This window comes from Shimia sp. R10_1 (assembly GCF_017744095.1).
Classification (GTDB): domain Bacteria; phylum Pseudomonadota; class Alphaproteobacteria; order Rhodobacterales; family Rhodobacteraceae; genus Shimia.
Map to the genome: position 1 here is coordinate 594689 of NZ_JAGHQX010000001.1, position 26649 is coordinate 621337.

31 protein-coding genes are annotated in these 26649 nt (G+C 56.9%); 19 read left to right on the forward strand and 12 right to left on the reverse strand.

Annotated features, from left to right (window positions below):
* The first annotated feature begins 111 nt into the window (after positions 1-111).
* The 9 genes from J7413_RS02690 (at position 112) to J7413_RS02730 (ending at position 9746) form a co-directional block, all read left to right on the forward strand.
* Complete coding sequence (locus tag J7413_RS02690) at positions 112-885, forward strand: ATP-binding cassette domain-containing protein (protein ID WP_271308980.1); 774 nt, start codon at positions 112-114, stop codon at positions 883-885.
* 39 nt (positions 886-924) lie between these two features.
* Positions 925-1632, forward strand: coding sequence for a transporter substrate-binding domain-containing protein (locus J7413_RS02695; RefSeq protein WP_209096141.1), 708 nt, complete (start codon positions 925-927; stop codon positions 1630-1632).
* 107 nt (positions 1633-1739) lie between these two features.
* The gene (locus J7413_RS02700) at positions 1740-2630 is read left to right on the forward strand and encodes an ABC transporter permease subunit (protein ID WP_209096730.1); all 891 of its coding nucleotides are present in this window, start codon (positions 1740-1742) and stop codon (positions 2628-2630) included.
* Entirely contained in the window at positions 2627-3433 is an 807-nt protein-coding gene (locus J7413_RS02705) for an ABC transporter permease subunit (RefSeq protein ID WP_209096143.1), read from the forward strand. The genes J7413_RS02700 and J7413_RS02705 overlap by 4 nt, the downstream gene beginning before the upstream one ends.
* Before the next feature lie 184 nt (positions 3434-3617).
* Complete coding sequence (locus J7413_RS02710) at positions 3618-4934, forward strand: glutamine synthetase family protein (protein ID WP_209096145.1); 1317 nt, start codon at positions 3618-3620, stop codon at positions 4932-4934.
* A 58-nt stretch (positions 4935-4992) separates the two neighbouring features.
* Positions 4993-5676, forward strand: a complete 684-nt coding sequence (locus tag J7413_RS02715; RefSeq protein ID WP_209096147.1) for a type 1 glutamine amidotransferase — start codon at positions 4993-4995, stop codon at positions 5674-5676.
* Complete coding sequence (locus J7413_RS02720; RefSeq protein WP_209096149.1) at positions 5673-7031, forward strand: glutamine synthetase family protein; 1359 nt, start codon at positions 5673-5675, stop codon at positions 7029-7031. The genes J7413_RS02715 and J7413_RS02720 overlap by 4 nt, the downstream gene beginning before the upstream one ends.
* Before the next feature lie 70 nt (positions 7032-7101).
* The gene (locus J7413_RS02725; RefSeq protein WP_209096151.1) at positions 7102-8412 is read left to right on the forward strand and encodes an FAD-binding oxidoreductase; all 1311 of its coding nucleotides are present in this window, start codon (positions 7102-7104) and stop codon (positions 8410-8412) included.
* Positions 8413-8528: 116 nt separating this feature from the next.
* On the forward strand, positions 8529-9746 hold the full coding sequence (locus tag J7413_RS02730; RefSeq protein ID WP_209096153.1) for an aminotransferase class I/II-fold pyridoxal phosphate-dependent enzyme: 1218 nt from the start codon (positions 8529-8531) through the stop codon (positions 9744-9746).
* A 90-nt stretch (positions 9747-9836) separates the two neighbouring features.
* Here J7413_RS02730 and J7413_RS02735 read toward each other — a convergent pair whose 3' ends face one another.
* The 4 genes from J7413_RS02735 to J7413_RS02750 all read right to left on the reverse strand — a co-directional run bounded on the left by J7413_RS02735 (position 9837) and on the right by J7413_RS02750 (position 12803).
* A complete protein-coding gene (locus J7413_RS02735; RefSeq protein WP_209096155.1) occupies positions 9837-10547 on the reverse strand; it encodes an alpha/beta hydrolase in 711 nt (236 codons plus the stop codon).
* Between the two features lie 65 nt (positions 10548-10612).
* Complete coding sequence (locus J7413_RS02740; protein WP_209096731.1) at positions 10613-11041, reverse strand: VOC family protein; 429 nt, start codon at positions 11039-11041, stop codon at positions 10613-10615.
* Positions 11042-11064: 23 nt separating this feature from the next.
* Complete coding sequence (locus J7413_RS02745) at positions 11065-12045, reverse strand: alpha/beta hydrolase (RefSeq protein WP_209096157.1); 981 nt, start codon at positions 12043-12045, stop codon at positions 11065-11067.
* Positions 12045-12803, reverse strand: coding sequence for an alpha/beta hydrolase (locus tag J7413_RS02750; protein WP_209096159.1), 759 nt, complete (start codon positions 12801-12803; stop codon positions 12045-12047). Before J7413_RS02750 ends, J7413_RS02745 begins: the two co-directional genes overlap by 1 nt.
* Positions 12804-12959: 156 nt before the next feature.
* Here J7413_RS02750 and thrS point away from each other — a divergent pair, with 156 nt between their 5' ends.
* From thrS to J7413_RS02775, 5 genes are all read left to right on the forward strand, one after another.
* Positions 12960-14909: a threonine--tRNA ligase gene (thrS, locus tag J7413_RS02755; protein ID WP_209096161.1), complete on the forward strand. Its 1950-nt coding sequence runs from the start codon at positions 12960-12962 to the stop codon at positions 14907-14909.
* 449 nt (positions 14910-15358) lie between these two features.
* Entirely contained in the window at positions 15359-15664 is a 306-nt protein-coding gene (locus J7413_RS02760; protein ID WP_209096163.1) for a DUF2282 domain-containing protein, read from the forward strand.
* Between the two features lie 281 nt (positions 15665-15945).
* Positions 15946-16815 carry a DUF692 domain-containing protein gene (locus tag J7413_RS02765; RefSeq protein ID WP_209096165.1) on the forward strand — a complete coding sequence of 290 codons (870 nt, stop codon included), beginning with the start codon at positions 15946-15948 and terminating at the stop codon, positions 16813-16815.
* Positions 16812-17564: a DNA-binding domain-containing protein gene (locus J7413_RS02770; RefSeq protein WP_209096167.1), complete on the forward strand. Its 753-nt coding sequence runs from the start codon at positions 16812-16814 to the stop codon at positions 17562-17564. The genes J7413_RS02765 and J7413_RS02770 overlap by 4 nt, the downstream gene beginning before the upstream one ends.
* Positions 17565-17575: 11 nt before the next feature.
* Positions 17576-18100, forward strand: coding sequence for a DoxX family protein (locus tag J7413_RS02775; protein WP_209096169.1), 525 nt, complete (start codon positions 17576-17578; stop codon positions 18098-18100).
* Between the two features lie 73 nt (positions 18101-18173).
* Here J7413_RS02775 and J7413_RS02780 read toward each other — a convergent pair whose 3' ends face one another.
* A complete protein-coding gene (locus tag J7413_RS02780; protein ID WP_209096171.1) occupies positions 18174-18488 on the reverse strand; it encodes an ArsC/Spx/MgsR family protein in 315 nt (104 codons plus the stop codon).
* A 210-nt stretch (positions 18489-18698) separates the two neighbouring features.
* Here J7413_RS02780 and J7413_RS02785 point away from each other — a divergent pair, with 210 nt between their 5' ends.
* Positions 18699-18905: a cold-shock protein gene (locus J7413_RS02785; RefSeq protein WP_058240518.1), complete on the forward strand. Its 207-nt coding sequence runs from the start codon at positions 18699-18701 to the stop codon at positions 18903-18905.
* A 75-nt stretch (positions 18906-18980) separates the two neighbouring features.
* Here the strand turns inward: J7413_RS02785 and J7413_RS02790 are convergent, their stop codons facing one another.
* The 3 genes from J7413_RS02790 to J7413_RS02800 form a co-directional block, all read right to left on the reverse strand.
* Positions 18981-19271: a hypothetical protein gene (locus J7413_RS02790; protein ID WP_209096173.1), complete on the reverse strand. Its 291-nt coding sequence runs from the start codon at positions 19269-19271 to the stop codon at positions 18981-18983.
* A 122-nt stretch (positions 19272-19393) separates the two neighbouring features.
* Entirely contained in the window at positions 19394-19882 is a 489-nt protein-coding gene (locus tag J7413_RS02795) for a dihydrofolate reductase (RefSeq protein ID WP_209096175.1), read from the reverse strand.
* Positions 19883-19885: 3 nt separating this feature from the next.
* Positions 19886-20665 (reverse strand): thymidylate synthase, encoded by a 780-nt coding sequence (locus J7413_RS02800; protein WP_348538714.1) that lies wholly within the window; start codon positions 20663-20665, stop codon positions 19886-19888.
* Between the two features lie 214 nt (positions 20666-20879).
* On the opposite strand from J7413_RS02800, the gene J7413_RS02805 reads away from it, so the two are divergent.
* Positions 20880-21308 (forward strand): VOC family protein, encoded by a 429-nt coding sequence (locus J7413_RS02805; RefSeq protein WP_209096178.1) that lies wholly within the window; start codon positions 20880-20882, stop codon positions 21306-21308.
* Complete coding sequence (locus J7413_RS02810) at positions 21302-22039, forward strand: DUF1194 domain-containing protein (protein ID WP_209096180.1); 738 nt, start codon at positions 21302-21304, stop codon at positions 22037-22039. The genes J7413_RS02805 and J7413_RS02810 overlap by 7 nt, the downstream gene beginning before the upstream one ends.
* Positions 22040-22173: 134 nt before the next feature.
* On the opposite strand, the gene J7413_RS02815 is transcribed toward J7413_RS02810, so the two are convergent.
* The 3 genes from J7413_RS02815 to J7413_RS02825 all read right to left on the reverse strand — a co-directional run bounded on the left by J7413_RS02815 (position 22174) and on the right by J7413_RS02825 (position 23462).
* On the reverse strand, positions 22174-22671 hold the full coding sequence (locus tag J7413_RS02815; RefSeq protein WP_209096182.1) for a winged helix DNA-binding protein: 498 nt from the start codon (positions 22669-22671) through the stop codon (positions 22174-22176).
* Positions 22672-22761: 90 nt separating this feature from the next.
* The gene (locus J7413_RS02820) at positions 22762-23058 is read right to left on the reverse strand and encodes a succinate dehydrogenase assembly factor 2 (protein WP_209096184.1); all 297 of its coding nucleotides are present in this window, start codon (positions 23056-23058) and stop codon (positions 22762-22764) included.
* Positions 23059-23060: 2 nt separating this feature from the next.
* Positions 23061-23462 (reverse strand): helix-turn-helix transcriptional regulator, encoded by a 402-nt coding sequence (locus tag J7413_RS02825; RefSeq protein WP_247743291.1) that lies wholly within the window; start codon positions 23460-23462, stop codon positions 23061-23063.
* A gap of 85 nt (positions 23463-23547) precedes the next feature.
* Between J7413_RS02825 and J7413_RS02830 the strand changes: the two genes are divergently transcribed.
* Both J7413_RS02830 and J7413_RS02835 read left to right on the forward strand, forming a co-directional pair.
* Positions 23548-24750, forward strand: coding sequence for a pyridoxal phosphate-dependent aminotransferase (locus J7413_RS02830; RefSeq protein ID WP_209096186.1), 1203 nt, complete (start codon positions 23548-23550; stop codon positions 24748-24750).
* Positions 24751-24783: 33 nt separating this feature from the next.
* The gene (locus tag J7413_RS02835; RefSeq protein WP_209096188.1) at positions 24784-25188 is read left to right on the forward strand and encodes a hypothetical protein; all 405 of its coding nucleotides are present in this window, start codon (positions 24784-24786) and stop codon (positions 25186-25188) included.
* 46 nt (positions 25189-25234) lie between these two features.
* On the opposite strand, the gene J7413_RS02840 is transcribed toward J7413_RS02835, so the two are convergent.
* Positions 25235-26641: an MATE family efflux transporter gene (locus J7413_RS02840; RefSeq protein WP_247743292.1), complete on the reverse strand. Its 1407-nt coding sequence runs from the start codon at positions 26639-26641 to the stop codon at positions 25235-25237.
* Between the last annotated feature and the right edge of the window lie 8 nt (positions 26642-26649).

Below are 26649 nucleotides of genomic sequence, written 5' to 3' on the forward strand. Positions count from 1 at the left end.
CGGTACAAAACGTCAGCCATGGCGTCTCAACCGTCCTTTTGGAAGTTGCATTTGCGCAAATTTTCATTCCTATTGGGGCACCAAGATCAACCCGATACTGATGGGGACACTGTGAGCGAAGCCACGCCCGTTCTGCAAATCCGCGACCTGCACAAAGCCTACGCCAATCTCGAAGTGATCAAAGGCGTGGATATCACCGCCCATCGCGGCGATGTGGTGTCTCTGATCGGCTCTTCCGGGTCTGGCAAATCCACCATTTTGCGCTGCGCCAACCTGCTTGAGCACAGCCAGCAAGGTGACATCCTTTTTAAAGGAGAGCCCGTCAGCTGGAAAGGCGACGGCCACGCCCGCCAGCCCGCCGATCCCAAACAGGTGCTGCGCATTCGCACCAACCTGTCCATGGTGTTTCAGCAATTCAATCTCTGGTCTCACATGACCATCCTGCAAAACGTGATGGAAGCACCAATCACCGTGCTCGGCCGTGACCGCGCAGAGGTTGAAGAGGCCGCACATGCCTATCTCAACAAGGTGGGCATTGCGGACAAACATGACGCCTACCCCGCGCAGCTGTCCGGCGGCCAGCAACAGCGCGCCGCCATTGCCCGCGCGCTGGCGATGGAGCCCGAAGCGCTGCTGTTTGACGAACCCACCTCTGCACTTGACCCAGAGCTTGAGCAGGAAGTTGTGCGCGTGATCAAAGCCCTGGCCGAAGAAGGCCGCACCATGATGATCGTGACCCACGACATGAAAATGGCCCGCGACGTGTCAGACCACGTGGTGTTCCTGCATCAGGGGCTGATCGAAGAACAAGGCGCGCCAGACGAGTTGTTTGGCAATCCGAAATCCGAACGGTTGAAACAGTTTTTGTCTTCAACCGCGGCATAATCAATCAACAAAGATCAACTATCCATAGGGAGCAACACTATGAACAAACTGATCCTGAGCACCGCCGCACTGGCGCTGACCGCAGGCTTCGCCATGGCGGACACCGTTCGTCTGGGTACCGAGGGCGCCTACCCTCCCTACAACTTCATCAACGATGCCGGTGAAATCGACGGCTTTGAGCGTGAGTTGGGCGACGAGCTCTGCGCACGTGCAGAGCTGACATGCGAGTGGGTCACCAACGACTGGGACAGCATCATCCCGAACCTGCAGTCCGGCAACTACGACGCCATCATTGCGGGCATGTCCATCACCGATGAGCGCGAAGAAACCATGGACTTCACCCAGGGCTACACCCAGCCTTCGCCCTCCTCCTACGCCGCACTCTCTGCGGATGTGGATGTGAAGACTGCCGTTGTCGCGGCCCAGACCGGCACCATTCAGTCCGATCACGTGGCCACCACTGGTGCCACTCTGGTGGAATTCCCAACTCCTGATGAAACCGTCGCAGCTGTGAACGCAGGCGAAGTGGACGCGGTTCTCGCGGACAAAGACTACCTCGCGCCAATCGTGGGTGAAACCGACCTGACCTTCATCGAAGACGTCTACCTCGGCGGCGGCATCGGCATGGCGTTCCGTGAATCTGATGACGAGCTGCGCGGCAAGTTTGACGCGGCCATCGCCACCATGAAAGCCGACGGCACGCTCAACGCGCTGCTTGAGAAATGGGAAATCGAAGGCCAGTTCTAAGCCTCCTGTTTCATCTAAAACACGAAGGGGGGCGGCTGCCCCCCTTTTCCAATCCCGCACAAAGAGAGCCACAGGCCCTCTTTTGCTAGAACCAAATGAGGCCAGCCATTTTTGCCTTTTGCTCAGATCCCTCTGTCCTAGACAGTCTGCCCTGGCTCAGCTGCTATCTCACCACCGGGAAGCACATGGCCTTTTACGCCTCTTTTGGCACCGTCCTCTTGCTGCTCGCTGTGACCGCGCCCACCGCGCTGGCCTTTGGTCTAGGGGGCGCCATGGCCGCCCGCGCGCGCTTCTTCCTGCTGCGCTGGTTTGGCAAAGCCTATATCGCGATTGTGCGCGGCGTGCCGGACATTGCCTTCTTCCTGTTCTTCGTGATTGCTCTGGATCAGGGCATCGAATGGCTGCGCCACAAGGTGAAATGCCCCGACTGGTCCGAACCGATCCGCCAAGGAAACGAGTTCCTGGTCTGTGACATCGCCAAAATGCCGCTCAGCACCTCGCCGCAATGGGTGCATGAGATTTACGGCTTCTGGGTCGCGGTCTTCACCTTTGCCATCGTCTTTGGTGCTTTTGCCGCCAATGTGCTGTTTGGCGCCATGAACGCCGTCCCGCGCCCGCAGCTGGAAACCGCAGAGGCCTATGGCATGACCCCGCGCCAGACCTTCTGGCGCATCCTGCTGCCACAAATGTGGATCTACGCCCTGCCCGGTCTGTCCAACCTATGGATGGTGCTGATCAAGGCCACGCCACTCCTGTTCCTGCTCGGTGTCGAAGACATCGTCTACTGGGCCCGTGATCTGGGGGCGTCCAAAACCGCCCGCTTCACCGACTACCCGCATGGCGACTGGCGGATGTGGTATTTCCTCGCGCTCCTGATCTTCTACCTCCTGTTCACGCGGGTCTCTGAAATCGCCCTGGGCCGCCTAACCAAACGCCTCTCCCACGGCCAGGCCACATTGGATGGCGAAGCCCAACGCAAAGCAGGGAGCGCCGCATGAGCTGTATTGAAACCATTCAGGCCTATGCCTTCCGCTCTCTTGGCTATGGCGAGCGCCTGCTGCCGCGCAGCGATTTCACCTTGTGTGAACACTTCACGCTGATCGGCTCCGGCATGATCTGGAATGTCTACTACGGCGTTCTGGCGGTGATGTCCGGCTTCCTCTTTGCCAACCTCTTGGCGGTGGCGAAGAACTCCGACAACAGACTGGCCCGCAAACCGGCGGAATGGTTCATCTTCCTCTTCCGGGGCAGCCCGCTGTTCATCCAATTCTTCTTTGGCTACTTCCTGTTTTTGTCGCTGAAAGGGGTTTCGCCCGTTTTCAACCCGCTGTCCTCTGCGGCACTGGGCGCGCTGATCGTGCTGTTCCTGAACACCTCCGCCTACTCGGCAGAGATCTTCTACGGCGCGCTCCGCTCCATCCCCAAGGGCGATGTGGAGGCGGCAGACGCCTATGGCTTCACCGGTTGGTACCGGTACCGCCGGATCATGTTCCCAACCATGATGCGTCTGGCGTGGCCCGCCTACACCAACGAGGCGATCTTTCTGTTCCATGCCACAACGCTGGTGTTCTTCTCCGGCTTCCCAGCATGGCGGCAACAAGGCGATGCGCTTTATTACGCGAACTACTTCGCAGACAAGACCTACAACCCCTTCGTGCCCTACCCCATTCTGGCGCTCTACTTCATCCTGCTGACGCTGGTGATCATCTGGGGCTTTGGTATCGTCAATCGCCGCCTGAATCGGCACCTGCCACAAAATGCGGCACCAAAGCTGCGCATCCGGCCAAACCTCATTCGCTGAGTCGCCCGCGCGCCTTTTGCAAAAATCCCGTTGCGCCCGCCCCTTATAAGGCGGGCGTTGCTGTATTTTCTCCACCGTCGTGTTACAGACGCAATACCGACGCGATACCGACACCACGAGAAATCGCTGGACAAGCCGCGCAACGGCAAAGATAATTTGATCAAATTATCCAAGCAGGTACTCCATGGACAGCGCGCTCCCTTCCACTCTTCGCATTGCCGCCATCGATCTGAACGGTCAATTACGTGGCAAACGCATCCCTTCGGAGCATGAAGCCAAACTTGCCAAAGGCGGCGCACGTCTGCCGATTTCGGCCCTCAACCTCGACATCTGGGGCTGTGACATCGACGACAGCCCATTGGTGTTTGAAAGCGGCGATCAGGATGGCATCCTAACCCCAAGCACACGTGGTGCAGTGCCCATGCCTTGGCTCTCCACCGCCTCTTCCCTTACACTGATGCAAATGCTGCAAGAGGACGGCGCGCCATATCTCGGCGAACCGATGGCCGCCCTATCAGAGGTCCTGTCCCGCTTTGATGCCCGCGGCTGGACGGTGATGGCAGCCACGGAAATGGAATTTACACTGGTGGATGACAAGGGGGAGGCCCTGCACCCGCCCCACAGCCCGCGCGACAGTCGTCGTCTGGCAGCCAGCGAAGTGCTGTCCGTGGATGAACTCGACAGTTTTGACGCGCTGTTCAGCGAAATCTACAACGGCGCAACCGCCATGGGCATCCCCTTGCAGACCATGACCTGCGAAAGTGGCATCGGCCAGTTTGAGGTCACGCTCAACCACCAGCCCGCCATGAAGGCCGCACAGGACGCCTTGCTGATCAAGCAACTGATCCGCGCAACCGCCAGAAAACATGGGGTTGCCGCCACTTTCATGGCCAAACCCTATGCTGACGACGCCGGAAATGGCATGCATGTCCATTTCTCCGTTGTGGATAAAACAGGCGCCAATGTGTTTGACGATGGCAGCGCCGAAGGATCAGACCTCTTGCGCCATGCCGTCGCCGGTTGTCTCGCCGCGATGCGCGCCTCAACCCTGATCTTCGCGCCTCATGGCCCCTCTTATGACCGCTTTGCGCCGGGTGCGCATGCGCCCACCTCGGTCTGCTGGGGCTATGAAAACCGCACCGCCGCGCTGCGCATTCCCGGTGGTTCCCCTGCGGCCCGGCGCATCGAACATCGCGTTGCAGGCGGGGATGTGAACCCTGTCCTGATGCTGGCCTCGGTGCTCTCCGCAGCATTCGTCGGCATCGAAGAGAGCATGACCCCACCGGCTCCTGTGGTCGGCAACGCATACGCCCAAGAGCAACCGCAGCTGGCTGAAAGCTGGGAGGCAGCCATCGACCTCTTTGAACAGGATGCCTTCATCGCCCGATGCCTGCCTGCCGAGCTGATACGCAATCTGGTGATGACCAAGCGCCAGGAACTGCGCAAGCTCGCCGACATCCCCACAGAGCAACACTGGCAAACCTATCTGGAACGTGTATGACAGGCTTGCGCGACGCCCATGGCGACGCTACGGTAAATTTGATCAAATTTGGTGACCCATGAAAATCGGCATTTTGCTCACCGGACACACTCCCGATGAGCTCGCACCCCACTACGGCAACTACATCGAGATGTTCAAAACCCTGCTCTCCGGACAGGATTTTGAGTTCGCAGGCTACAAAGTGGTCGATGGTGAATTTCCCGCATCGGTTGAAGAGTGCGACGGCTGGCTGATCACCGGATCCAAACACGGAGTCTATGAAGATCACGATTGGATTCCCCCGCTGGAGGATTTCATTCGCGAGGCGGTCACGCTCAATATTCCCATGGTCGGCGTCTGCTTCGGCCATCAAATCATTGCACAAGCACTGGGTGGGAAAGTCGAGAAATTTGAAGGCGGCTGGGCCGTTGGCCGCCAGACCTATGACTTCGCAGGAACAGATATCCCACTGAATGCCTGGCATCAGGATCAGGTGGTCGAGCTTGCGCCCGGCGCTGTGACCATTGCCACCAATGATTTCTGCAAACATGCGGCCATCCTCTATGGCGACCGCGCTCTGACCGTGCAGGCACACCCTGAGTTTTCCGCGGATTTTGTGGACGGACTGATCAACACACGCGGCCGTGGCGTGGTGCCAGAAGAGGTGCTCGAAGCCGCCATCGACGAGCTCGATGAACCCACGGCCAGCCAAACAATCGCAGATCAATTCGCTGACTTCTTCCGCCAAGAGAGACCCCGATGACAGACTGGCTTTCCAAAACCCCTGATGCCGCCCGCGCCTATCTCGAAGGCCACCGGCTCGACGAAGTCGAATGTATCATCTCTGACCTTCCCGGCATCGCGCGCGGGAAGGCCGTTCCGGCCAGCAAATTTGCCCGCCAAGACTATTTTCACCTACCAGATTCCGTTTTTTATCAAACAATCACAGGGGATTGGGGCGAGGCTGCCGGCGACGAAGGTTTCATTGAGAAAGACATGATCCTGCGTCCCGATTGGGACACCGCCACCGCCGCCCCCTGGACCGGGGATTGGACGCTTCAGGTCATTCACGACGCTTACAACACCGATGGCACGCCCGTGCCCTTCAGCCCGCGTAACGTGTTGAAAAGGGTGGTGGATCTCTACCACGCCAAGGGCTGGGAGCCGGTGGTCGCACCGGAAATGGAATTCTTTCTGGTCGCGCGGAATACGGATCCGGCGCAAAGCATCAAGCCTATGATGGGCCGCTCCGGCCGCCCTGCTGCTGCTCGTCAGGCTTACTCGATGACGGCTGTGGACGAATTCGGCCCGGTGATTGATGACATCTACGACTTTGCCGAAGCGCAGGGTTTTGAGATCGACGGCATCACGCAGGAAGGCGGCGCCGGCCAGCTTGAAATCAACATGGTCCACGGCGATCCAGTCAAACTGGCGGATGAGGTTTTCTACTTCAAACGCCTGATCCGCGAAGCGGCCCTGCGCCATGATTGCTACGCCACTTTTATGGCAAAGCCGATCGCCGATGAGCCCGGCAGCGCCATGCACATCCACCATTCTGTGCTGGATAGAGAAACCGGTCAGAATATCTTTTCGGGGCCACAGGGCGGCGACACAGACGCCTTCTTTCACTTCATCGCTGGCATGCAGAACCATCTGCCCGCCGCCATCGCCGTGCTTGCGCCCTATGTGAACTCCTACCGCCGCTACGTGCGCGATCACGCCGCGCCCATCAATCTGGAATGGGCCCGCGACAACCGCACCACCGGCATCCGTGTCCCGCTCTCCAGCCCCGAGGCCCGCCGCGTCGAAAACCGCATCGCCGGCATGGACTGCAACCCCTATCTCGGCATCGCTGCCTCCCTCGCCTGCGGATACCTGGGGTTGATCGAGCAGGAGCGCCCAGACAAGCAATTCAAGGGCGACGCCTATGACGGCGAAGAAGCGATTCCGCGCATTCTCGGCGGCGCACTGGACCTTTTTGACGAAGCAACCGCGTTGCATGACGTGCTTGGGCCAGAATTCGCACGGGTCTATTCCATCGTGAAACGCACAGAATACGAAGAGTTCCTCGCCGTAATCTCGCCATGGGAACGCGAGCACCTGCTTCTAAACGTATGATTTTAACGCCGCCTGAAAGGCGGCATTGCCTCCGGCGGGGATATTTAAGGCAAGAGGAAACAGACACGACATGTCGATGAACCTGCTCTACGCCAATGATCGCAAGGGCATATATCCCGAGAGTTGGTACGCCGCCACGGCCACGCCCCCCCCTCCATTTGCTTCGCTAAAAGGCGAAATCCGCGCCGATGTCTGTGTGATTGGCGGAGGCTTTACCGGACTATCAACCGCGCTGCACCTCGCAGAAATGGGCCGCAAAGTCGTGCTCCTGGAAGCCCACCGCGTTGGATTTGGAGCATCTGGACGCAATGGCGGACAGCTCGGCAGCGGCCAGCGCATGGAACAAGACAGCTTAGAACGTCTGGTGGGTTCAGACGACGCACACAAGCTTTGGAACCTGGCCGAAGAGGCCAAAACGCTGGTGAAAACACGCATCACCCAACACGAGATTGCCTGCCACTATCAGCCCGGCATCGCGCATGCTTGCTTCTCGGACCGCGAGGTTAAGACAGAGCATAACTACGTGTCGCACCTGCAAGAAAAATACAATCATAACGAGATTAAGCCGCTTGACCGCGACGCCATGCAAGCGCTCTGCCCATCGCCGAAATATGTGGGCGGCTCGCTTGATATGAGCGCAGGCCATCTGCACCCGCTCGCCTTTGCATTTGGCCTCGCCAAAGCCGCCGCATCTGCGGGTGCCACCCTTCATGAAACAAGCGAAGTCACAAAAATAAACCGCGGCCCCCAGATCACTGTCCAGACCCAAGAAGGCAAAGTCATCGCAGATCAATTGGTTCTGGCCTGCAATGGCTATCTCGGCGGGTTGGAGCCCAAAGTTGCCAGCCGTGTGATGCCCATAAATAATTTTATCGTTGCAACAGAACCCCTTGGCGCGCATGCGGCAGAGGTGCTGACACAGGACATAGCGGTGGCGGACAGCAAATTCGTGGTCAACTACTTCCGACTGAGCCATGATAAGCGTCTGCTGTTTGGTGGTGGCGAAAGTTATGGCTACCGTTTTCCTGCCGATATTGCGGCCACCGTACGCAAACCCATGGAGGAGATCTTCCCCCTTCTGAAAGACGTGCGCATCGACCACGCCTGGGGCGGCACGCTTGCGATCACCATGAAACGCATGCCGTATTTGCGGCAACTGGCACCAAATATCCTCACCGCATCCGGCTATAGCGGCCACGGTGTCGGAACAGCGACACACGCCGGACAATTGATAGCCCTCGCTTTGGCGGGGCAAAGCGAAGGGTTTGACACCATGGCCCGCGTGCCCGCCACGCCCTTCCCCGGAGGCCCGCGCCTGCGCAGCCCCCTGCTCGCGCTTGCGATGACCTGGTACGCCTTGCGCGATCGCCTCGGCATATAGCCGCGCACCACGGTCCCTGTCATCAAATGATCACATGCTGACAGTGCGTTTTCGCTGGCTTGGTCCTCAGCATTGTTTTATATTTTTGAAAACCGGACTTAAGAAAGTTGAAAACTATGACATTGCCACCCAATGTTTATGACGCTGAGCCCATTCCAGACTCCGCACGTGCAGAGATCGAGCGCCTGCTGCAAACCGGGGATCTGTTCCGGTATACAGCGGCTGAGAACGCCCCAGTTGCTCTGCTCGAAGCAGAATTTGCCGAACTGCTGGGCAGCAAATACGCACTCGCAGTGTCTTCCTGCTCGGCGGCGCTTTTCTTATCTCTGAAAGCCCTCGATCTGCCACGTGATGCCCGCGTGCTCCTTCCCGGCTTTACTTTTGCGGCTGTTCCCTCCTCGGTGGTGCATGCCGACTGCATCCCAGTGCTCTGTGAAGTGGGTGACAACTACCGCATTGATCTGGCAGACTTTGAGGCCAAACTGGATGGCACCATCTCTGCCGTCATCATCAGCCACATGCGTGGCCACACCTCTGATATGGACGCGATCATGGCCCTGTGTGAGGCGCGCAATATCCCGGTGATCGAAGACGCGGCCCACAGCCTTGGCACCACTTGGCATGGTCGCAACATCGGCACAATTGGCCGGGTTGGCTGCTTCTCCTTCCAATCCTACAAGCTCGTGAACTCTGGCGAAGGCGGTATCATGGTGTCCGACGACGCCGATCTGATTGCCCGAGCTGTGATCATGTCCGGTGCCTATGAGCACAACTGGAAAAAACACAAAGCGCGTGAAGGTGACAACACAGGTGAGTTGGCCGAAGCCTTTGGCCGCTGGCAGAACCAACTGCCGCTCTACAACCTGCGCCTGTCCAACCTCGCTGCCGCGATCATTCGTCCGCAACTGAATGAAGTGCCCCGCCGCGTGCGTGATGGCCGCGCCAACCACGACTATGTGGCGGGTCTGCTGAATGCCTCCCCATGGCTGCAGGTCCCTGAAAAGCTTGCACCGGAAGAGCGCGCGCCGGATTCCATCCAGTTCAATCTGGAGGGCATGAGCAACGATGAAATTCTAGCCTTCCAGGAAGCGGCCAATGCGCGCGGCGTGAAAGTGCAAGTGTTTGGACAATCCACCGACAATGCGCGCGCCTATTGGAACTGGCAGTTCATGCCGGAAATGCCAGAGCTGCCGCAAACCCGCGCCATGCTGATGTCTGCCTGTGACGTGCGTTTGCCCGCCCGTCTGAAGACAGAAGAGCTGGACGTGATTGCAGGCGCGCTGACTGGCGCAGCACAGGATGTGATGGGCAATCTACGCGCGTTTGGCACCTGATCTGCGTAGCAAAGCGACTTTAGAAAGAGCGGGCACAATGTCCGCTCTTTTTGTTTGCGCATTCAAAGACGCTGCACACGCGCCCTACAACTACTTCAAAACAAACGGTTGGCGCATCCAACTGCGTAGAGCTGCCGTAACGGCGCCGGGGTTCTCCAGAACTGGCAGGTGCCCAGCCTCCGGTATGACCTCTAGTTTAGCATAGGGGATAAGCTCCGCCATAAAGCTATGCCGCTTGACCGGGGTCAAACCATCGTGTTCGCCACACAGCACAAGCGCCGGGCATTTGCATTTACGCAAAACGCTTTGCTGGTCGCGCCGGCGCTGTAGGGCGCGCGCCTGCCGCACAAACACGTCTGCCCCCAATGTCAGGCCCATCTCTTTAACCTGCTTCAGCACCTCAGTACGTGCGACGCCCGGCGCAAGATACTCAGGGCGCATGAAATCACTCAGCACTTCCTCAAGCCGCCCGGCACGTGCGCCAACAATCCAAGGTTCATAAGCAGCCGCACTGGTTGGGGATTCCGCCAGTGGATTTGTGTCCATCAAGGCAACACGCGTGACCCGCTCCGGCGCTTTGCGCAGGATCTCCATGGCCACAATGCCCCCCATGCTCAGCCCCACCAAAGCAAACTTCGCAGGCAACACGGGCAAGAGCGCCGAGGCAATCTCGCTGATCCGTTCCCCTTGGGTGATCGGCGCCACCATCACTGCGTGATCTTGAGACAAGTCCGAAATCTGATGCGCATAGAGCCGCGCATCACACATCATTCCCGGCAACAGCACAATCGGCTCTTGCATTCCTGCCCCCTGCTCTTCTTTTTGTTGCGTGCAAATGTGCCAAAGCGGCACCGTAGGTCAAGCGCTCAATACCCTCCCCAGCGGAATGCGCCCTCTTTGGACAATTCCGAAAACGGGTTGTGGGCAATTTCCCACACATGGCCATCCAGATCAGCAAAATACCCGATGTAGCCACCCCAGAAGACCTCTCCAGCAGGGCGAAGGATGCGCCCTCCCGCCGTTTCCGCCGCAGCCAACAGTGGTGCAACTTCATCTTTGCTGCGCACATTATGCGCCAATGTGATGCCGGAGAACCCGCCAATCGCCTCCTCAGGGATCCCCAAATCCTCTGCCAGGCCACTGCGCGGGTAGAGCCCTAGGGTTTGCCCCAAAAGGTTGAAAGCAATAACACCTTCATTCCCAGGCTCTCGTTCCCAGCCAAGCGCTTCATAAAACGCGGCCGAAGCCTCCAGATCCTTCACGGCCAGCGTGATCAAACTCACCCGTGGTGCCATCTTTGGATTGGTCATATCTTCACCTACAAATCGTTGATAAAATTCACGAAAGCTTCCACCGTGCGCGCAGTCTCGCCAGGAGACATGATGTCCCCCGCAATCACATGCGCGTCGGGATCGGCATCTGCCCCCAGACTTTGCGCCGCCACAACAACGTCACCGCCCCAACGCGCAGCAATCGCCCTTGTTTTCCTTGGATCCACCACCGTGTCGTCATCAGAAAACCAGAACAAGGCCGGCGTGATCACGCCCGAATAATCCTTGCCAACAACCTCTTTGACCAGCGCCGCCATCTGCAATACTGCGGTGGTCGGATAGTGTGTCGTCCAGTAAGTTGCCTGCGCTTCGTTCGCAGGTGCAAACGAACGCTCTTTGCCAGCCAGAAAAGGCACCCAATGACGTGCAGCGGGCCAGGTTAGCAATCCAGCAACGGAGGAATTGATCCCAAAATTTGGCGCAACAAAAATCATGGCTTTGACCTGCGCCATCACGTCGCTTTGGTCTGCCATACCTGCCACCAAAGTGCCGCCTGTGGAGGTTGAAATCACCACAACCTCCTCTCCGACCCGCCGCGCCACGATAAGCGCCTCCGCCAGATCATTGGCCCAGTCCTGCACCGTCGCCGCATCCAGCGCCGCACCATCGCGGCCATGGCCAGCAAGCCGCGTGTAGACCAGATTGGCCCCAAGCGCCGCAGCCACCTGATCTGGCACCGGACGGATCTCCTCAGAGGTTGCTGAAAACCCATGCACATAAAGGATGCTCAATGGTGTGGGCACACCAGTGTCCCCGTGCCAAACAACCCGCTTTTGCACACCCGGGGTCAGATCATCAAATTGCGCCTCGCTTGCCGCAAAATGCGCGTCCACATCCGCCCCTACATCGGCATCTGTGATCTGCGGAGTGAGCGAGATCTGCTCGTAGGGCCCAAGGAAATAGAGCGCCGCTCCAATCAAGATCAGACACAGCAGAACACGCCACAAGATCCGCCCAAATCGGCGCATCACCCCTGCGTCGGTGCCGCCAGCACCTCCTCCACCTTCGCTTCAATCAGCTTCAGGCAAGCCTCATCAGAAAACCGATGGTCCTTGCCCTTGACCATTAATAGCTGAATGTCTGCGCCCTCGGCGTGATCCAACAAGCGATAGGCCACATCCGCGCGCACGGCCTCATCTTCGGTGCCTTGCAAAAACCGCGTCGGGAAAGGCAGGTCCAATTCCGAACGCAACACCAGACGGCTGCGCCCGTCTTCGATCATGCGTTTGGTGACGATGTAGGGATCCATATAATCTGACGGCAGCTCCACATGCCCCACGCGCTCAAGTTCGGCTTTCTGCGCGTCAGAAAACCCAGCCCAATAGCTGTCTTCGGTGAAATCCGGCGCAGCGGCGATGGTCACCATCCCATGAATGCGGTCCGGACAGGCTTTGGCCAAGAGCAGCGCCTGCCACCCGCCCATCGAAGAACCAACAATCACCAAAGGCCCCTCGATCAGCGCATCCAGCGTGGCCAGTGTGTCCTCATGCCAGTCACCAATGCAGCCCTCTTCAAATGTGCCGCTACTTTCGCCGTGGCCCGAATAATCAAACCGCAGAAAGCTCTGCCCGCGCGCCTTGGCCCAAGCCTCCAGATGCACCGCCTTGGTGCCTTCCATGTCAGATTTCAGCCCCCCCAGAAACACCACTGTCGGCCCAGTGCCTTCGGTCTTGTGGTAGGCAATACGGCGGCCCTGCGGGCTGTCAAAAAAATGCGTGGTGCTCATCGGGATCCTCTTAAGGTTTTCGCAAACATTACCGTTGCAAATCGCGGCTGTTAACCCCGCTTGACTTGGTCTGCCGCAAAGTCCATGAAAGCGACGAACCATATACCCGCAACCGGGCGTTCCGTGGGCGCCAAACTGACGAGGAGCTAGAAGCCAATGGCTGATATTTCTCTTACATTTCCTGATGGTAACGCGCGATCTTACAACGCAGGCATCACCCCTGCCGAAGTCGCGAGCTCCATCTCTACATCGCTTGGCAAAAAAGCGATTTCTGCCACTGTGGATGGCAAACACTGGGATATGCAATGGCCGATTGAGGCAGATGCCTCCATCGCGATCAACACCATCAAAGACAATGACGCAGAAGCGCTGGAGCTGATCCGGCACGACTGCGCGCACGTCATGGCGCGCGCTGTGCAAGAAATCTGGCCCGATGTGAAAGTCACCATCGGCCCGGTGATCGAGCACGGCTGGTACTATGACTTTGATCGCGAAGAGCCATTCACACCCGAAGATCTCGGCCTCATCGAAAAGAAGATGAAAGAGATCATCAACAAGCGCGAGCCTGTGACCACCGAAGTTTGGGAGCGCGACCGCGCCATCAAGCATTACACCTCCAACAATGAGCCCTACAAAGTAGAGCTGATTGAGAGCATCCCCGGTGATGAACCGCTGCGCATGTATTGGCACGGCCACTGGCAGGATCTCTGCCGCGGGCCGCACCTTCAGCACACCGGTCAAATCCCGGCAGACGCGTTCAAACTGATGAGCGTGGCCGGGGCTTACTGGCGTGGCGACTCCGATCGCGCGATGTTGCAGCGTATCTATGGCGTGGCCTTCAAGAACAAAGAAGACCTCAAAGCGCACCTGCACATGCTCGAAGAGGCCGAAAAGCGCGATCACCGCCGTCTGGGCCGCGAGATGGATCTCTTCCACATGCAGGAAGAAGCACCCGGCCAGATTTTCTGGCACCCCAATGGCTGGCGCATCTACACCACGCTGCAAGACTACATGCGCCGCATGCAGAACCGCGATGGCTATCAGGAGGTCAACACGCCTCAGGTGGTGGATCGCAAACTCTGGGAAGCCTCCGGTCACTGGGACAAATATCAGGAAAACATGTTCATCGTCGAAGTGGACGAGGATCATGCCCGCGAGAAAGCAATCAACGCGCTGAAGCCCATGAACTGCCCCTGCCACGTGCAGGTGTTCAATCAGGGCCTTAAGTCTTATCGCGATCTGCCGCTGCGCCTTGCCGAGTTTGGATCCTGTAACCGCTATGAACCGTCAGGAGCGCTGCACGGCATCATGCGTGTGCGTGGCTTTACACAGGATGATGGGCACATCTTCTGTGGCATGGATCAGATCGAATCCGAAACCAAGAAGTTCATCTCCTTCCTGGCCAAAGTCTATGCGGATCTCGGCTTTGAAAGCTGGACAGTAAAGCTTTCAACACGCCCAGAGCAGCGCCTAGGCAGCGATGAGACATGGGACATTCTTGAAACCTCTTTGGGCGACGCCTGTAAAGCGGCCGGCTATGATTTTGAGATCCTGCCCGGCGAAGGGGCGTTTTATGGTCCAAAGCTGGAGTTCACGCTGACCGACGCAATCGGCCGAAACTGGCAGTGCGGCACATTGCAGGTGGACACCAATATGCCGGAGCGCCTTGGGGCGACCTATATCGGTCAGGATGGCGCAAAACATATGCCCGTCATGCTGCACCGTGCAACGCTCGGCTCCTTTGAGCGCTTCATCGGCATTCTGATCGAAGAGCACGCCGGCAAGCTGCCCTTCTGGCTCGCCCCACGTCAGGTGGTTGTGGCTGCGATTGTGTCAGATGCGGATGACTACTGCCTTGAAGTTGTCGAGGCGCTGCGCGCAGCAGGTGTTCAGGCCGAAGCGGATCTGCGCAACGAAAAGATCAACTACAAGGTCCGTGAGCACTCTGTTGGCAAAGTGCCTGTGATCCTCGCGATCGGTAAGAAAGAAGTCGAAGAACGCACAGTGTCGACCCGTCGTCTGGGCGAAAAGCAAAGCAAAGTGCAGGCGCTCGACGAAATCGTCGCACAACTCGCAGCAGAGGCGACACCGCCCGACATGCAGTAAGTTGAAACAATCTAACCTTGAATGCGGCGCCCCGGGTGCCGCATTTTTTTTGAAAACAGCATTGCGCGCCAATTGCACTGCCAAAACTGTAACAATTCAGCTGTTGTCAGCCTTGGCCCGCGCCTCTTCCTCCAAACAGACGCCAACCGCATTGTAACATTTGCCCCCAGCACCGCCAAAAGTCACACGCGTTCCCATCGTGGAATTTACGCGCAAGCACGCAAACCTTCTTCCCTGCTCCCTGAAGTTCCCCCAGCGTTCATAGGGGATTCACCAACACTTACAGTTCTTTGCCCCCTGTGTCGCACGAGTGTTACACCCGATAACATCGCCGTGGCACACAGCCGTGTGATTGGTAAGTGACCCCCACGACGACCTATGTTTTACTCATGCCAAGGCGCAAACGCAGCGTTTGGCCGAATTGAATGTATCAAAAGGGAAGAGATACGATGTCCACGACCGTAAAAACTCTCGCCGTTGCAGGCGCCGTCGCAGCAGCTCTGAGCGCGCATGCAACCACCGCAACCGCAGCTGAAAAAGAGAAATGCTACGGTGTGTCCCTGGCTGGCCAGAACGACTGCGCCGCTGGCCCTGGCACAACCTGCGCCGGCACCTCCACCGTAGACTACCAAGGCAACGCCTGGAAGCTAGTCGATGCTGGCACCTGTGTCGACATGGAACTGCCTGCACTGGCAGACGGCACACCACGTGTTGGCTCTCTGGAAGTTCTGGAACGCGACCTGCCTGCGAGCTAAGCCATAGTTTTCTCGTGCAAAGCCCGGCAAGCTTGGGCTTTGCACCCCATTCCGTAGATTGGGGATCTGAAAACTGCCATACTGCATCAGACGCACCTCTCAGATCGGTTTCGGATGCAGTATCATGGACCAAAGCAATGGCGTATTTTGCCACTTCTTTTCTAATACCGTTTGTTATGCCAATCGCTGGCGATGCACATCCCAGCCGAAAGCCACCACTCCGCAAAGACCCGCACTGAGAATTTGCTCCACAACACCTGACACAAGAATACGGTGACGCGATGTTTGACTCTCAATCGACCCCCAGCAAGCTGCCCAACCGTCCTGGTGTGGGCTACAAGCCGCAGCACTACGCCGATCTGATCGAAGATCCCGGCACCGTGAGCTGGCTTGAGATTCACGCAGAAAACTACATGGGGGACGGTGGCCGCCCGATTGCACAGCTGCGTCAGCTGTCAGAGCGTTTTCCGATTTCAGTTCACGGCGTCGGTCTGTCGATCGGCGGTGAAGGCGCGCTTGACGCCGATCACCTCGCTCGCCTGAAGCATCTGGTTGACTGGCTCAACCCCACTGTCTTCTCTGAGCACCTCGCCTGGAGCACCCATGACGGCGCGTTTTTGAACGATCTTTTGCCCCTGCCTTACACCGACGCCACGCTGCAACGCGTCTGCGACCACATCAATCAGCTGCAAGACACCATCAACCGGCAGATGATGCTGGAAAATCCCTCCAGCTACCTTGCCTTTGACGAAAGCACCTGGAGCGAGCCTGACTTCCTGCGTGAAGTGGCCAGCCGCACGGGCTGTGGCCTGTTGCTTGATGTGAACAACGTCTTCGTGTCTGCCACCAATCTCAACTACGATCCGCGCGCATACATCAACGAGTACCCGCTTGAATGCGTGGGCGAAATTCACTTGGGCGGGCATGACGAAGACGAAGATGACCACGGCAAACCACTGCTGATTGACAGCCACGGCGCTCCCATTGTGGATCCCGTCTGGGCGCTGCTTGACCACACGCTTTCGCTGTCAGGTGAGAAACCCATTCTGATTGAATGGGACACCGATGTGCCAGACTGGGCAACACTGCATGATGAGGCCCTGCGCGCGGATGCAGCGCTCGCCAAAATCGCCACCGGAGTCGCAGCATGAGCGTCACTCAAAGCGACTTTCGCGGGGCAATCATGGATGGCGGAAAAGACCGCCCTGAAGGATTGTCTGACGCCAAGGGCCACCCTGCAGGCCGTCGGTTTGATGTTTATCGCAACAATGTTGCGGTATCTCTGACCGACGCATTGGCCACAGGGTTCCCCACCATTGCCAAACTCATTGGCACCGAAAATTTCAACGCAATCGCGGGTGTATTCCTGCGCCAGTCACCGCCCTCCTCCCCAATGATGATGCACTACGGCGAAGGCTTCCCCGAGTTTCTCGAAGGGTTTGAGCCCCTCGCCCACCTTGGCTATCTCGCAGATGTCGCGCGCCTGGAGCTGGCGATGCGGCGCGCCTACCACGCCGCGGATGCAGAGCCTATCAATCCTGACGCTCTGTCAGCTTTGCCCCCGGAACGGCTCACAGAGTTGGTGATGACCTTCGCACCTGCCGTTTCTTTGCTACGGTCGCCCTGGCCCATACACGCCATCTGGGCTTTCAACATGCAAGATGGGCCCAAGCCGCAGGGCATTTCACAGGATGTGATCATTCTACGGCCTGGCTTTGATCCGGAACCCCATGCTCTCAATGCCGGGGCCTATGAATTCATCACTGCTCTCATGGCGGGGGGCACGCTTGGCGCTGCCGCCGCTGTGGCCACCGACGATGCCCCAAACTTTGACCTCAGCGCAACCCTGGGCCTGCTCCTCACTGGCAACGCCCTGAACTCTATCGATTTACCATCCTAATTGAGGATCGCATGACACGCATACTGGACCTTTACACCGACCTTCTCGACCGGCTTGACCGATTGGATTGGCTTGTGCCCACTCTGGCACGCCTGAGTTTTCTCGCCGTCCTGTTCTTCTATTTCTGGAACTCTGCGATGCTCAAAATCGATGGGTCGATCTTCTCACCGTCATCTGGCGCGTTTGGACAGATCTTCCCGAAAGCAGCCGAAGCTGTGCTTTGGGACGTATCTCAGATGAGCTTCTTCCAGCGCATCGTCATTCTGGCTGGTACCATTGCCGAATTTGTCCTGCCAATTCTGATTGTCGTTGGGCTTTTTACACGCTTCGCAGCCGTTGCGATGATTGGCTTCATCGCCGTTCAAACGCTTGTTGACGTTACCGGTCATGGCGTCGCCCTTGGTGGTCTGTTTGACAGTGGTCAGGGTCTGATTGACCAGCGGATTATGTGGGCCATGCTGTTTGCCGTGCTCATTTTCAAAGGCGCCGGCCCAATTTCCATCGACGCGCTTTTCCGCAAGCGTTCTCAAGACTGACGCCTAAGCTACCGCAGAGCTTTACTCTGAAACTAAAATCAAAAAGCCCATGTTGATTACGTGGGCTTTTTTGTCAGAGAAGTGCAGCCTGCACATCCTTTGACCAACCGAGATAATAAACGCCATCACGGTCTATCAGTGGGCGCTTCATCAAAGTCGGATGCGCTTTCAAAAGAACAAGCGGTGCCTGAGCACGATCTTCTTCGCTCAAATTTCTCCATTTAGTTGATTTTCTATTTAACAAAGCATCTTTAAATTGTTCAAATGCCTTTTCAAGCACCAGATCGGGAACCCCCTCTTGCCGCACATCAACAAACACAACTTCTCCTAATGATTTCATTGCCTTGCGGCACGTATCACAGTTTTTCAACCCATAAAGCTTTGTCATATTTGTATCCTCACAAACTCTTTGCGACGGTATAATCCAGTTGTTTTCAGGTTTCACGTTGGTTTTTCTTGATTTTTATCCACACCGTGTAATCCTCAGAGCGGCGCATCAGTTTGAATTATCCGTAATCGTGCAATCGGATTTTTAGATTTTTGTGCTGTCGGCTATTTTTGCCGTCATTGACTAAAAGTGAATATAGAGGAGAACGGTATGCCACGCGGTACCGTAAAGTGGTTTAACACCACCAAAGGCTTCGGTTTCATTGAGCCCGAAGAAGGCGGCAAAGATGTCTTTGTCCATATTTCAGTTGTTGAACGATCCGGCCTCAAGGGATTGTCTGACAACCAGAAAGTTGAATTTGAAATGACGCAAGGACGGGACGGCCGCGACATGGCGGGCGAACTTAAACTGCTTTAAATGGATCGGGGCGCCATTAGCGCCCCATCCGATCTTCAGCGACTGTTCAGGAATACCGAGCCCCCTCCTCGGAATTTATGAACATCCCTTTGTACCTGGCGCACAATAGGGCGCATGTCTGTGACCGCCAGAGCCATTGTAATAACGCTCTGTGGTGTTTGGCACACCACAGGAAATCATGCCTCCAACTGTGACCGGCTGCAGCCCTGTCCCGCAATAATGTGTCTTGCTTGGATACGGGTGTATCAAAACACCCTCTGGCTGATTGACCGGGCCAATCTCAGGGGCATTGCTGCTCCACGTTTGCGCCGCAAGTGGCGGCGCCACGATCAGAGCAACAACAGTGGCGAAAGAGAATTTTTTCATGAAACACAGGCTCCAATTGCCATCAAAAACTTAGTGAAGTTAAGCTAAAGTACGGCAGGATAAGTGAAACTGTCAAATTTCCATATCAAAAACACATCGTTTCTGATTGTGTTTCAATCGCCCTATGCCCCGTCCACGATCGTGAGATACTCGCACACCTCACAAGCCGGAGATGCTCCCTCAAGAGGTCTGCGCGTGATCAGCTCCCATTGGGTCGGATCAAACGCCGGGAAAAACGTGTCTGCATCCTCAATCTCTGCATCAACCTCCGTGATCAGCAGGCGATGTGCGGACTTCAGCATCTCTTTGTAGATACCGGCTCCGCCAATGCCATAGATCCGATCATAGCCCTGAGCGGTCGCCAAACGCACCGCCTCTTGAACGGATGGCACAACGATTTCTGCGGCATCAGGCCGCGAGGAGACAACGATATTGAGGCGCTTCGCCAATGGCTTCACTGGCAGGCTGTCCCATGTGTTTCGGCCCATGATCACTGCACCACCGGTGGTCTCACGCTGAAACAGTTTGAAGTCCTGCGGGATGCGCCATGGGATATCACCATCGCGTCCAATGGCGCCATTGCGGGCACGTGCAACAACAAGTGATATCATGGGCTACACCGCCACTGGCGCAGGAATGGCAGGATCAGGGTCATAACCGACAATTTCAAAGTCCTCGAAGGTAAAGTCAAAAATCGACGCCACATCTCTTTTTATGACCAGTTTGGGCAAAGTCTTGGGCGTCCGCGACAGCTGCAGCTGCACCTGTTCCATATGATTTGAATAGATATGCGCGTCACCGATCGAGTGCACAAAGTCGCCAACCTCATAGCCCGTCACATGCGCCAGCATATGCTGTAACAATGCATAAGACGCAATATTGAACGGCACCCCCAAAAACATATCCGCAGAGCGTTGATAGAGCTGCAAATGCAACTTTCCATTCAACACCCGCACCTGCCACATCGTATGGCAAGGCGGCAGTGCCATATCCGGCACATCCTGAGGGTTCCAGGCGGAGACAATCAACCGACGGCTGTCCGGCGATGTCTTGATCATATCAACCAGCGTCGCGATCTGATCGACACCGCCAAAATCACGCCATTGCTTGCCATAAACGGGGCCAAGATCACCCTGTTCATCGGCCCATTCATCCCAAATGGTCACACGGTTCTCTTGCAGATACCGAATGTTGGTGTCCCCAGCGAGGAACCACAGCAACTCATGAATGATCCCACGCAGATAGAGTTTTTTGGTGGTGACCAACGGAAAGCCGTCTTCCAGTCGGTAGCGTGTCTGCATCCCAAAATAGGAGCGCGTCCCCGTGCCCGTCCGGTCACCGGAATCTTCGCCGCACTCCAAAATGGTTTTTAAAGCCTCGTGATACTGTTGCACGCCCCGCCTCATTTGCTGAAAGCTGCCGCCCATCCGCCTGCAAACCTAGAGGTTCGCACGCGTTGACGACTCAGAAATCTGATCTCATAGCGACTATATCTTGTGGCCTGCAAACAGGGAACCGCAGGATTGGCACGAAGTGGCGTAAACTGTCTGGCCAATCACACCGGTTGCGTGTTCAATGCCCAAAAACCCCAATTCAAAGGAATCCCACATGCATGTGAAATACCTGCACACCATGGTGCGTGTCTCAGATCTGGAAGCGTCCATGGCGTTTTATGCGCTGTTCGGCCTGAAAGAGATCAAGCGCTATGACAGCGAACAAGGGCGCTTCACACTGGTCTATCTGGCGGCAGATGGAGACCACGACGCGCCACTGGAGCTGACCTACAACTGGGATGGCGACGATGGGCTGCCCTCAGACAGTCGCCATTTCGGTCACCTCGCCTATGAAGTCGGCAACATTTACGAAATGTGCCAGCATCTCGCGGACAATGGCGTTGTCATCAACCGTCCGCCGCGTGACGGGCGCATGGCCTTTGTGCGCTCCCCTGACAACATCTCAATCGAGTTGCTGCAACAGGGCGAAGCACTCGCCCCAGCAGAGCCTTGGGTCAGCATGGAGAGCACCGGCCATTGGTAAGATCTGCGGCCCATATCGCCGCAATCGGGGTGGCGGCTCTCGCCACCCCAACCCTCGCTTCGGACTGCCGTATGGCCCTGTTGCTCGCGCTGGATGTCAGCTCATCGGTGGACAGCGAAGAAGACGCGCTCCAGCGCCTCGGCCTCGCTGCCGCCCTCACCGCCCCAGAAATTCAAGCTGCCTTTCTCAGTGCCCCCGCATCGGTCGCGCTGTCTGTTTATGAATGGAGTGGTCGGCACAAACAGCATACGCTGCTGGATTGGACGCTGATTGACAGCCAAAAAACGCTGACCCAAAGCGCCGCAAAACTTGGGCTGTCCAAACGCGAAACATCGGAGTTCCCTACCGCGCTGGGGCACGCTGTCGGCCACGCAGCCAGCCTGTTTCGCCAAGCGCCCAGATGTGATGTGCAGGTGCTTGATGTGAGCGGCGATGGTGAAAACAACGATGGATTTGCGCCGCGACATGCCTATGCCGCTTTTCCTCTGGACGATGTCATCGTGAATGCTTTGGCAATCGAGACCTTCGGGGTTAAGGCCGCGGACTTCGCTGCCCGCCCGGGTGACATGACAGAATATTATCGCCGCGAACTGATCAAAGGGCCGGACGCGTTTGTCGAAACGGCAAAGGGATTTGAGGATTTTGAGAATGCTATGCGCAGAAAACTGGCGCGCGAGCTTTCTGTCACGGTGATTGGACAGCTCGCACCAACCGACCAAGACAACCAGTGAATCGTATTCAATATCAATTACTTGAGAATCAAACCTAAAGTAAACAACCCGACAAAAAGATACACGCACCATGCCCCTTCTGAGGCAGGTGCGCAAAAGCTACGGAATCCCCGTTCTGGGGCAACCTGTCTACTTCAGTAGATGTAGCGGATCTGATCTGTCCAATACCGTTCCACACGACGCAGCGCGTGGGTGATTTGTTCGATACCGTCTTCGCCAAGCACACCTTTGGACTGAAGGCCCTCAGCATGGCGCGCAAACAATGCGGAAATCACATCGCGAATCTCGCGGCCCTTTTCGGTCAGGCGCACGCGCACAGAGCGGCGGTCAATCTCGCAGCGCTGGTGGTGCATATATCCCGCATCCACGAGTTTCTTCAGGTTGTAGCTCACATTGGAGCCCTGATAGTACCCGCGGCTTTTGAGTTCGCCTGCCGTCACTTCATTGTCGCCAATGTTAAACAGCAAAAGCGCCTGAACAGCGTTGATTTCTATCACACCTACACGTTCAAACTCGTCTTTAATCACGTCCAGCAACAAGCGGTGCAACCGCTCTACAAGCGCCAGCGAGTCCAGATAGTCAGCCATAAAGCTCTGTTCTGTCCCGCTGGGCATCGATGAATGAAAGCTCATTCTTGGTCTCCGTCAGCTTATCTAGCGATCACAGTGACGGAAAAAGCCCAACAAGAGGTTAAACAGCGCAAAAGATGTTACAAATTCGCGTCAATTTGCGCCGCTGATCGTGACAGAGATACGTGCAATCAGGTCTGTGAAAGGTTCCGGCGTTGGCTTCTGCCCCGTAACCCATTGATACAAATCCTGATCATTCTCACACAGCAGCGCGTCATACAGATCAAGCCCGGCGGTATCCATCTTTGCCAGATTTTCGTCGGCAAACCGCGCAAGGATGATATCCATCTCTTTGATGCCACGCCGCATCGACCGCATTTTCATCCGCTTCAGTCGATTCTCCAGAGTTTCTGCGCCACTGTTGGCACGCTCTTTGGGGGCGTCAGTCATTCTCAAACCTTTTTGCGGAGCGCTTTTTCCAACCGGGCCAGCCGATCCAAATCGCTTTTCATACGGGTGCGGATATCGCGGATGTCTTTCAGAATGGCAAGAAGACCTGCCTCTGCACTTTCCCCTTCACCTTCGAGGTCCACACCCACGCCCTCTCCCGTCAGCAGCCAGCCAACGGAAACATTCAAAAGCCCTGCCATCATCGACAGACGATTGGCGCGCGGCTCGCTCAAATCATCTTCCCAGGCAGCCACCGTGGATTTCTTCACGCCGAGGCGTTTGGCGAACTCGCCACGCTTCATCCCTGCTGCGTCACGCGCCGCCGCAAGACGATCTCCAAAAGTCGCCACATCTTCGCCATACCAATCCTCTTGTGGCATCGCTTCCAATTGATCTTGAGGCATTCTTATCTCCTTGGCGCTTCGGCCTTGATCGGCATTCTCGCGCACCCTAAGACATAGGTCGACTGATTACAAATGAGGCCAAGCCATGTCTTTCCTGTCTGAGACCCTTTCGCGCGTCAAACCTTCTCCGACCATCGCCATGACAGCAAAGACCGCCGAACTGAAAGCAGCAGGCCGTGACGTCATCGGCCTGAGTGCTGGCGAGCCCGATTTTGACACGCCCCAAAATATCAAAGATGCCGCAGTGGCCGCAATCGCAGCAGGTAAGACAAAATACACTGCCCCCGATGGCATCCCAGAGCTGAAACAAGCGGTCTGTTCCAAAATGAAGCGCGATCACGGTCTGGACTACACCCCAGCTCAGGTCTCCGTTGGCACGGGCGGCAAACAGACGCTCTACAATGCCCTGATGGCTACGCTCAATCCAGGCGACGAAGTTGTCATCCCAGCCCCCTACTGGGTCAGCTATCCAGACATGGTGCTTCTGGCGGGCGGCACACCTGTGGTGGCGGAAACCTCTCTGCAGACCAACTTCAAACTGACGGCGGATCAACTTGAAGCGGCGATCACCCCGAAGACAAAATGGTTTATCTTCAACTCGCCCTCCAATCCAACCGGCGCAGGATATTCGCGCGAAGAACTCAAAGAGTTGACCGATGTGCTGATGCGTCACCCCCATGTCTGGGTGATGTCTGACGACATGTATGAACACCTCGCCTATGACGGTTTTGAATTCTGCACGCCAGCGCAGGTGGAGCCCGGCCTCTATGAGCGCACGCTCACCTGTAATGGCGTGTCCAAAGCCTATGCCATGACCGGCTGGCGCATTGGCTACGCCGCTGGCCCTGTGGAATTGATCGGCGCGATGCGCAAAATCCAGAGCCAAAGCACGTCCAACCCCTGCTCTGTCAGCCAGTGGGCCGCTGTGGAAGCGCTGAACGGCACGCAAGATTTCCTTGCCCCAAACAACGAAGCGTTCAAACGCCGCCGCGATCTGGTGATCTCTATGTTGAGTGAGATCGAAGGCATCTCCTGCCCGACGCCGGAGGGTGCTTTCTATGTTTACCCTTCTATCGCTGGGCTGATTGGCAAGACAACGCCTGCAGGCACTGTCATAGAAAATGACGAAATTTTCGCCAATGCCCTCCTGGAAGAAGCTGATGTGGCTGTGGTTTTTGGCGCTGCCTTCGGGCTTTCGCCAAACTTCCGTGTCAGCTACGCTACCTCTGACGAGGCGCTGACCAAGGCGTGTCAACGCATTCAGGCGTTCTGTGCCTCTCTGACCTGAAGCCCGGCAAAAGGGCATAAACTGGAGGCAAAGATGAGCGGCGATCTTCCTGACTATTATTTTCGCGTGCGCGAAAACGGCGCGGCGGTGTTTCGTGTAGATACCGAAAACCGCCATCGCCGGATCGAAATGGATCAGATTGCCGTTCTCAACATCAAAAACGGTGAGGTCAAACCGCACGGTGATCGCACGCTTTCAAGCGAAGACGAGGCTGCGATCTCGCAGTGGATGGAGGAACGGCGTGCGCTTTTGGCGGCCCGCGATCTGGACGATATCTTCCGCACGGTGGATCACCTCAACCTCACCACGCAATGGGCCCAGTCCAAAGCCAGCCCGGAGCAGCTGGAAGACATCACCGACACGCTGCTGCTGACCATGCACGACCTGCGCTCCGTCTTGGTGCGCAAAAAAGCAGATCGCCTACTCAAAGGGAAATAGAGCAGGCTTATGTGGCCCGCGCTGTGTCCGCCTTGAGGTGTCGAGCTTAGCTCTTTGCGTTTTGAGCGAACTTTTCGCGCAGCCGGGACAGATCTGTCCGCCAGAACCGATACATCAGCATAATCGCAGCCGCCGTCAGGCCAAGCACAAGGCCCAGCCAGATGCCCACGCCGCCTAACTCCAGCTTAAAGCCAAGCACATAGGCACAGGACACCCCAAGCAGCCAGTAGCTGATCGCAGCAATCACCATCGGGCCGCGCGTGTCCTGCACCCCCCGGAGCAATCCGAGCGCCATAACCTGTGCGCCATCCACAACCTGAAACAACGCCGCGACATAAAGCAGGCTCACGCCAATGGCCAAAATCGCGTCCCGCTCAGTTTCATCCGCATCGATGAACAGCCCGAGCAAATACTCAGGAAACAGCAGAAATAGAATAACGGTGACACAGGCCATGCCAAAAGACATCACAATTGCCACAATCGCGCCGCGGGCCATATGGTCTGCATCCTTGCGCCCCATGGCGTTGCCTACCCGCACGGTGGCGGCATTAGACAATCCCAGATGCACCATAAAGGCCAGACTGGCCAGTTGCAGCGCAATGCCATGCGCCGCCAACGGGATCTTGCCGAGCCAGCCCATCATAGTGGCGGAGGCGGCAAACAGACCAACCTCAGCCAGATTGGTCAACCCAATCGGCAACCCCAGTTTAAACACCTGCGCAAACACATCCCAGTCAGGCCGCCAGATCCGCGCAAACAACGCATGCTGCGGCAGAGCCCGCAGCGCATAGATCACCACGCCAAACAGCGACACAAACTGCACCATGATCGAGGCAATCGCCGCCCCACGCACGCCCATCTCCGGCAGGCCAAAGTTGCCAAAGATCAGGCCATAGTTCACCAAAGCATTGACAGGCACCGCCGCAACGGTGACCCAGAACACCACGCGCGTGTGCTCAAGTGCGGCGAGATAGGACTTCAACACCATCACCAAAAGCGCTGGCACCAATCCAAACCCGGCAATGCGCAAATACGCCTGCGCCAGCTCGGACACATCCGCTTCTTGCAGCAACACAGCCTGCAACACTCCGCCAGACAGCAAGAAAAGCGGCTGCACAACCACACCGAATATCAACGATAGCCACAGCCCCATACGCGTGACCCGGCGCAAGGCAGTTTCATCGCCTTCTGCATCCGCTTCCGCAACCAGCGGCATCACCGCAATCGCAAAGCCAGAGCCCAAAATAAACAGCACAAAGAAAAACGTGCTGCCCAAAACAACCGCCGCCAACGCGTCAACAGAGTAGCGCCCCAGCATGATGGTATCGGTCAGACCAATGGCAAACTGCGCCACATGACCGCCAATCAAAGGCACCCCAAGGCGCAAAAGCGCGCGCACGTGCTCGCGTGTTGGCATCGGGGACTTGGGGGGTATGCTGCTGACTGTGCTCATTCCTCAGC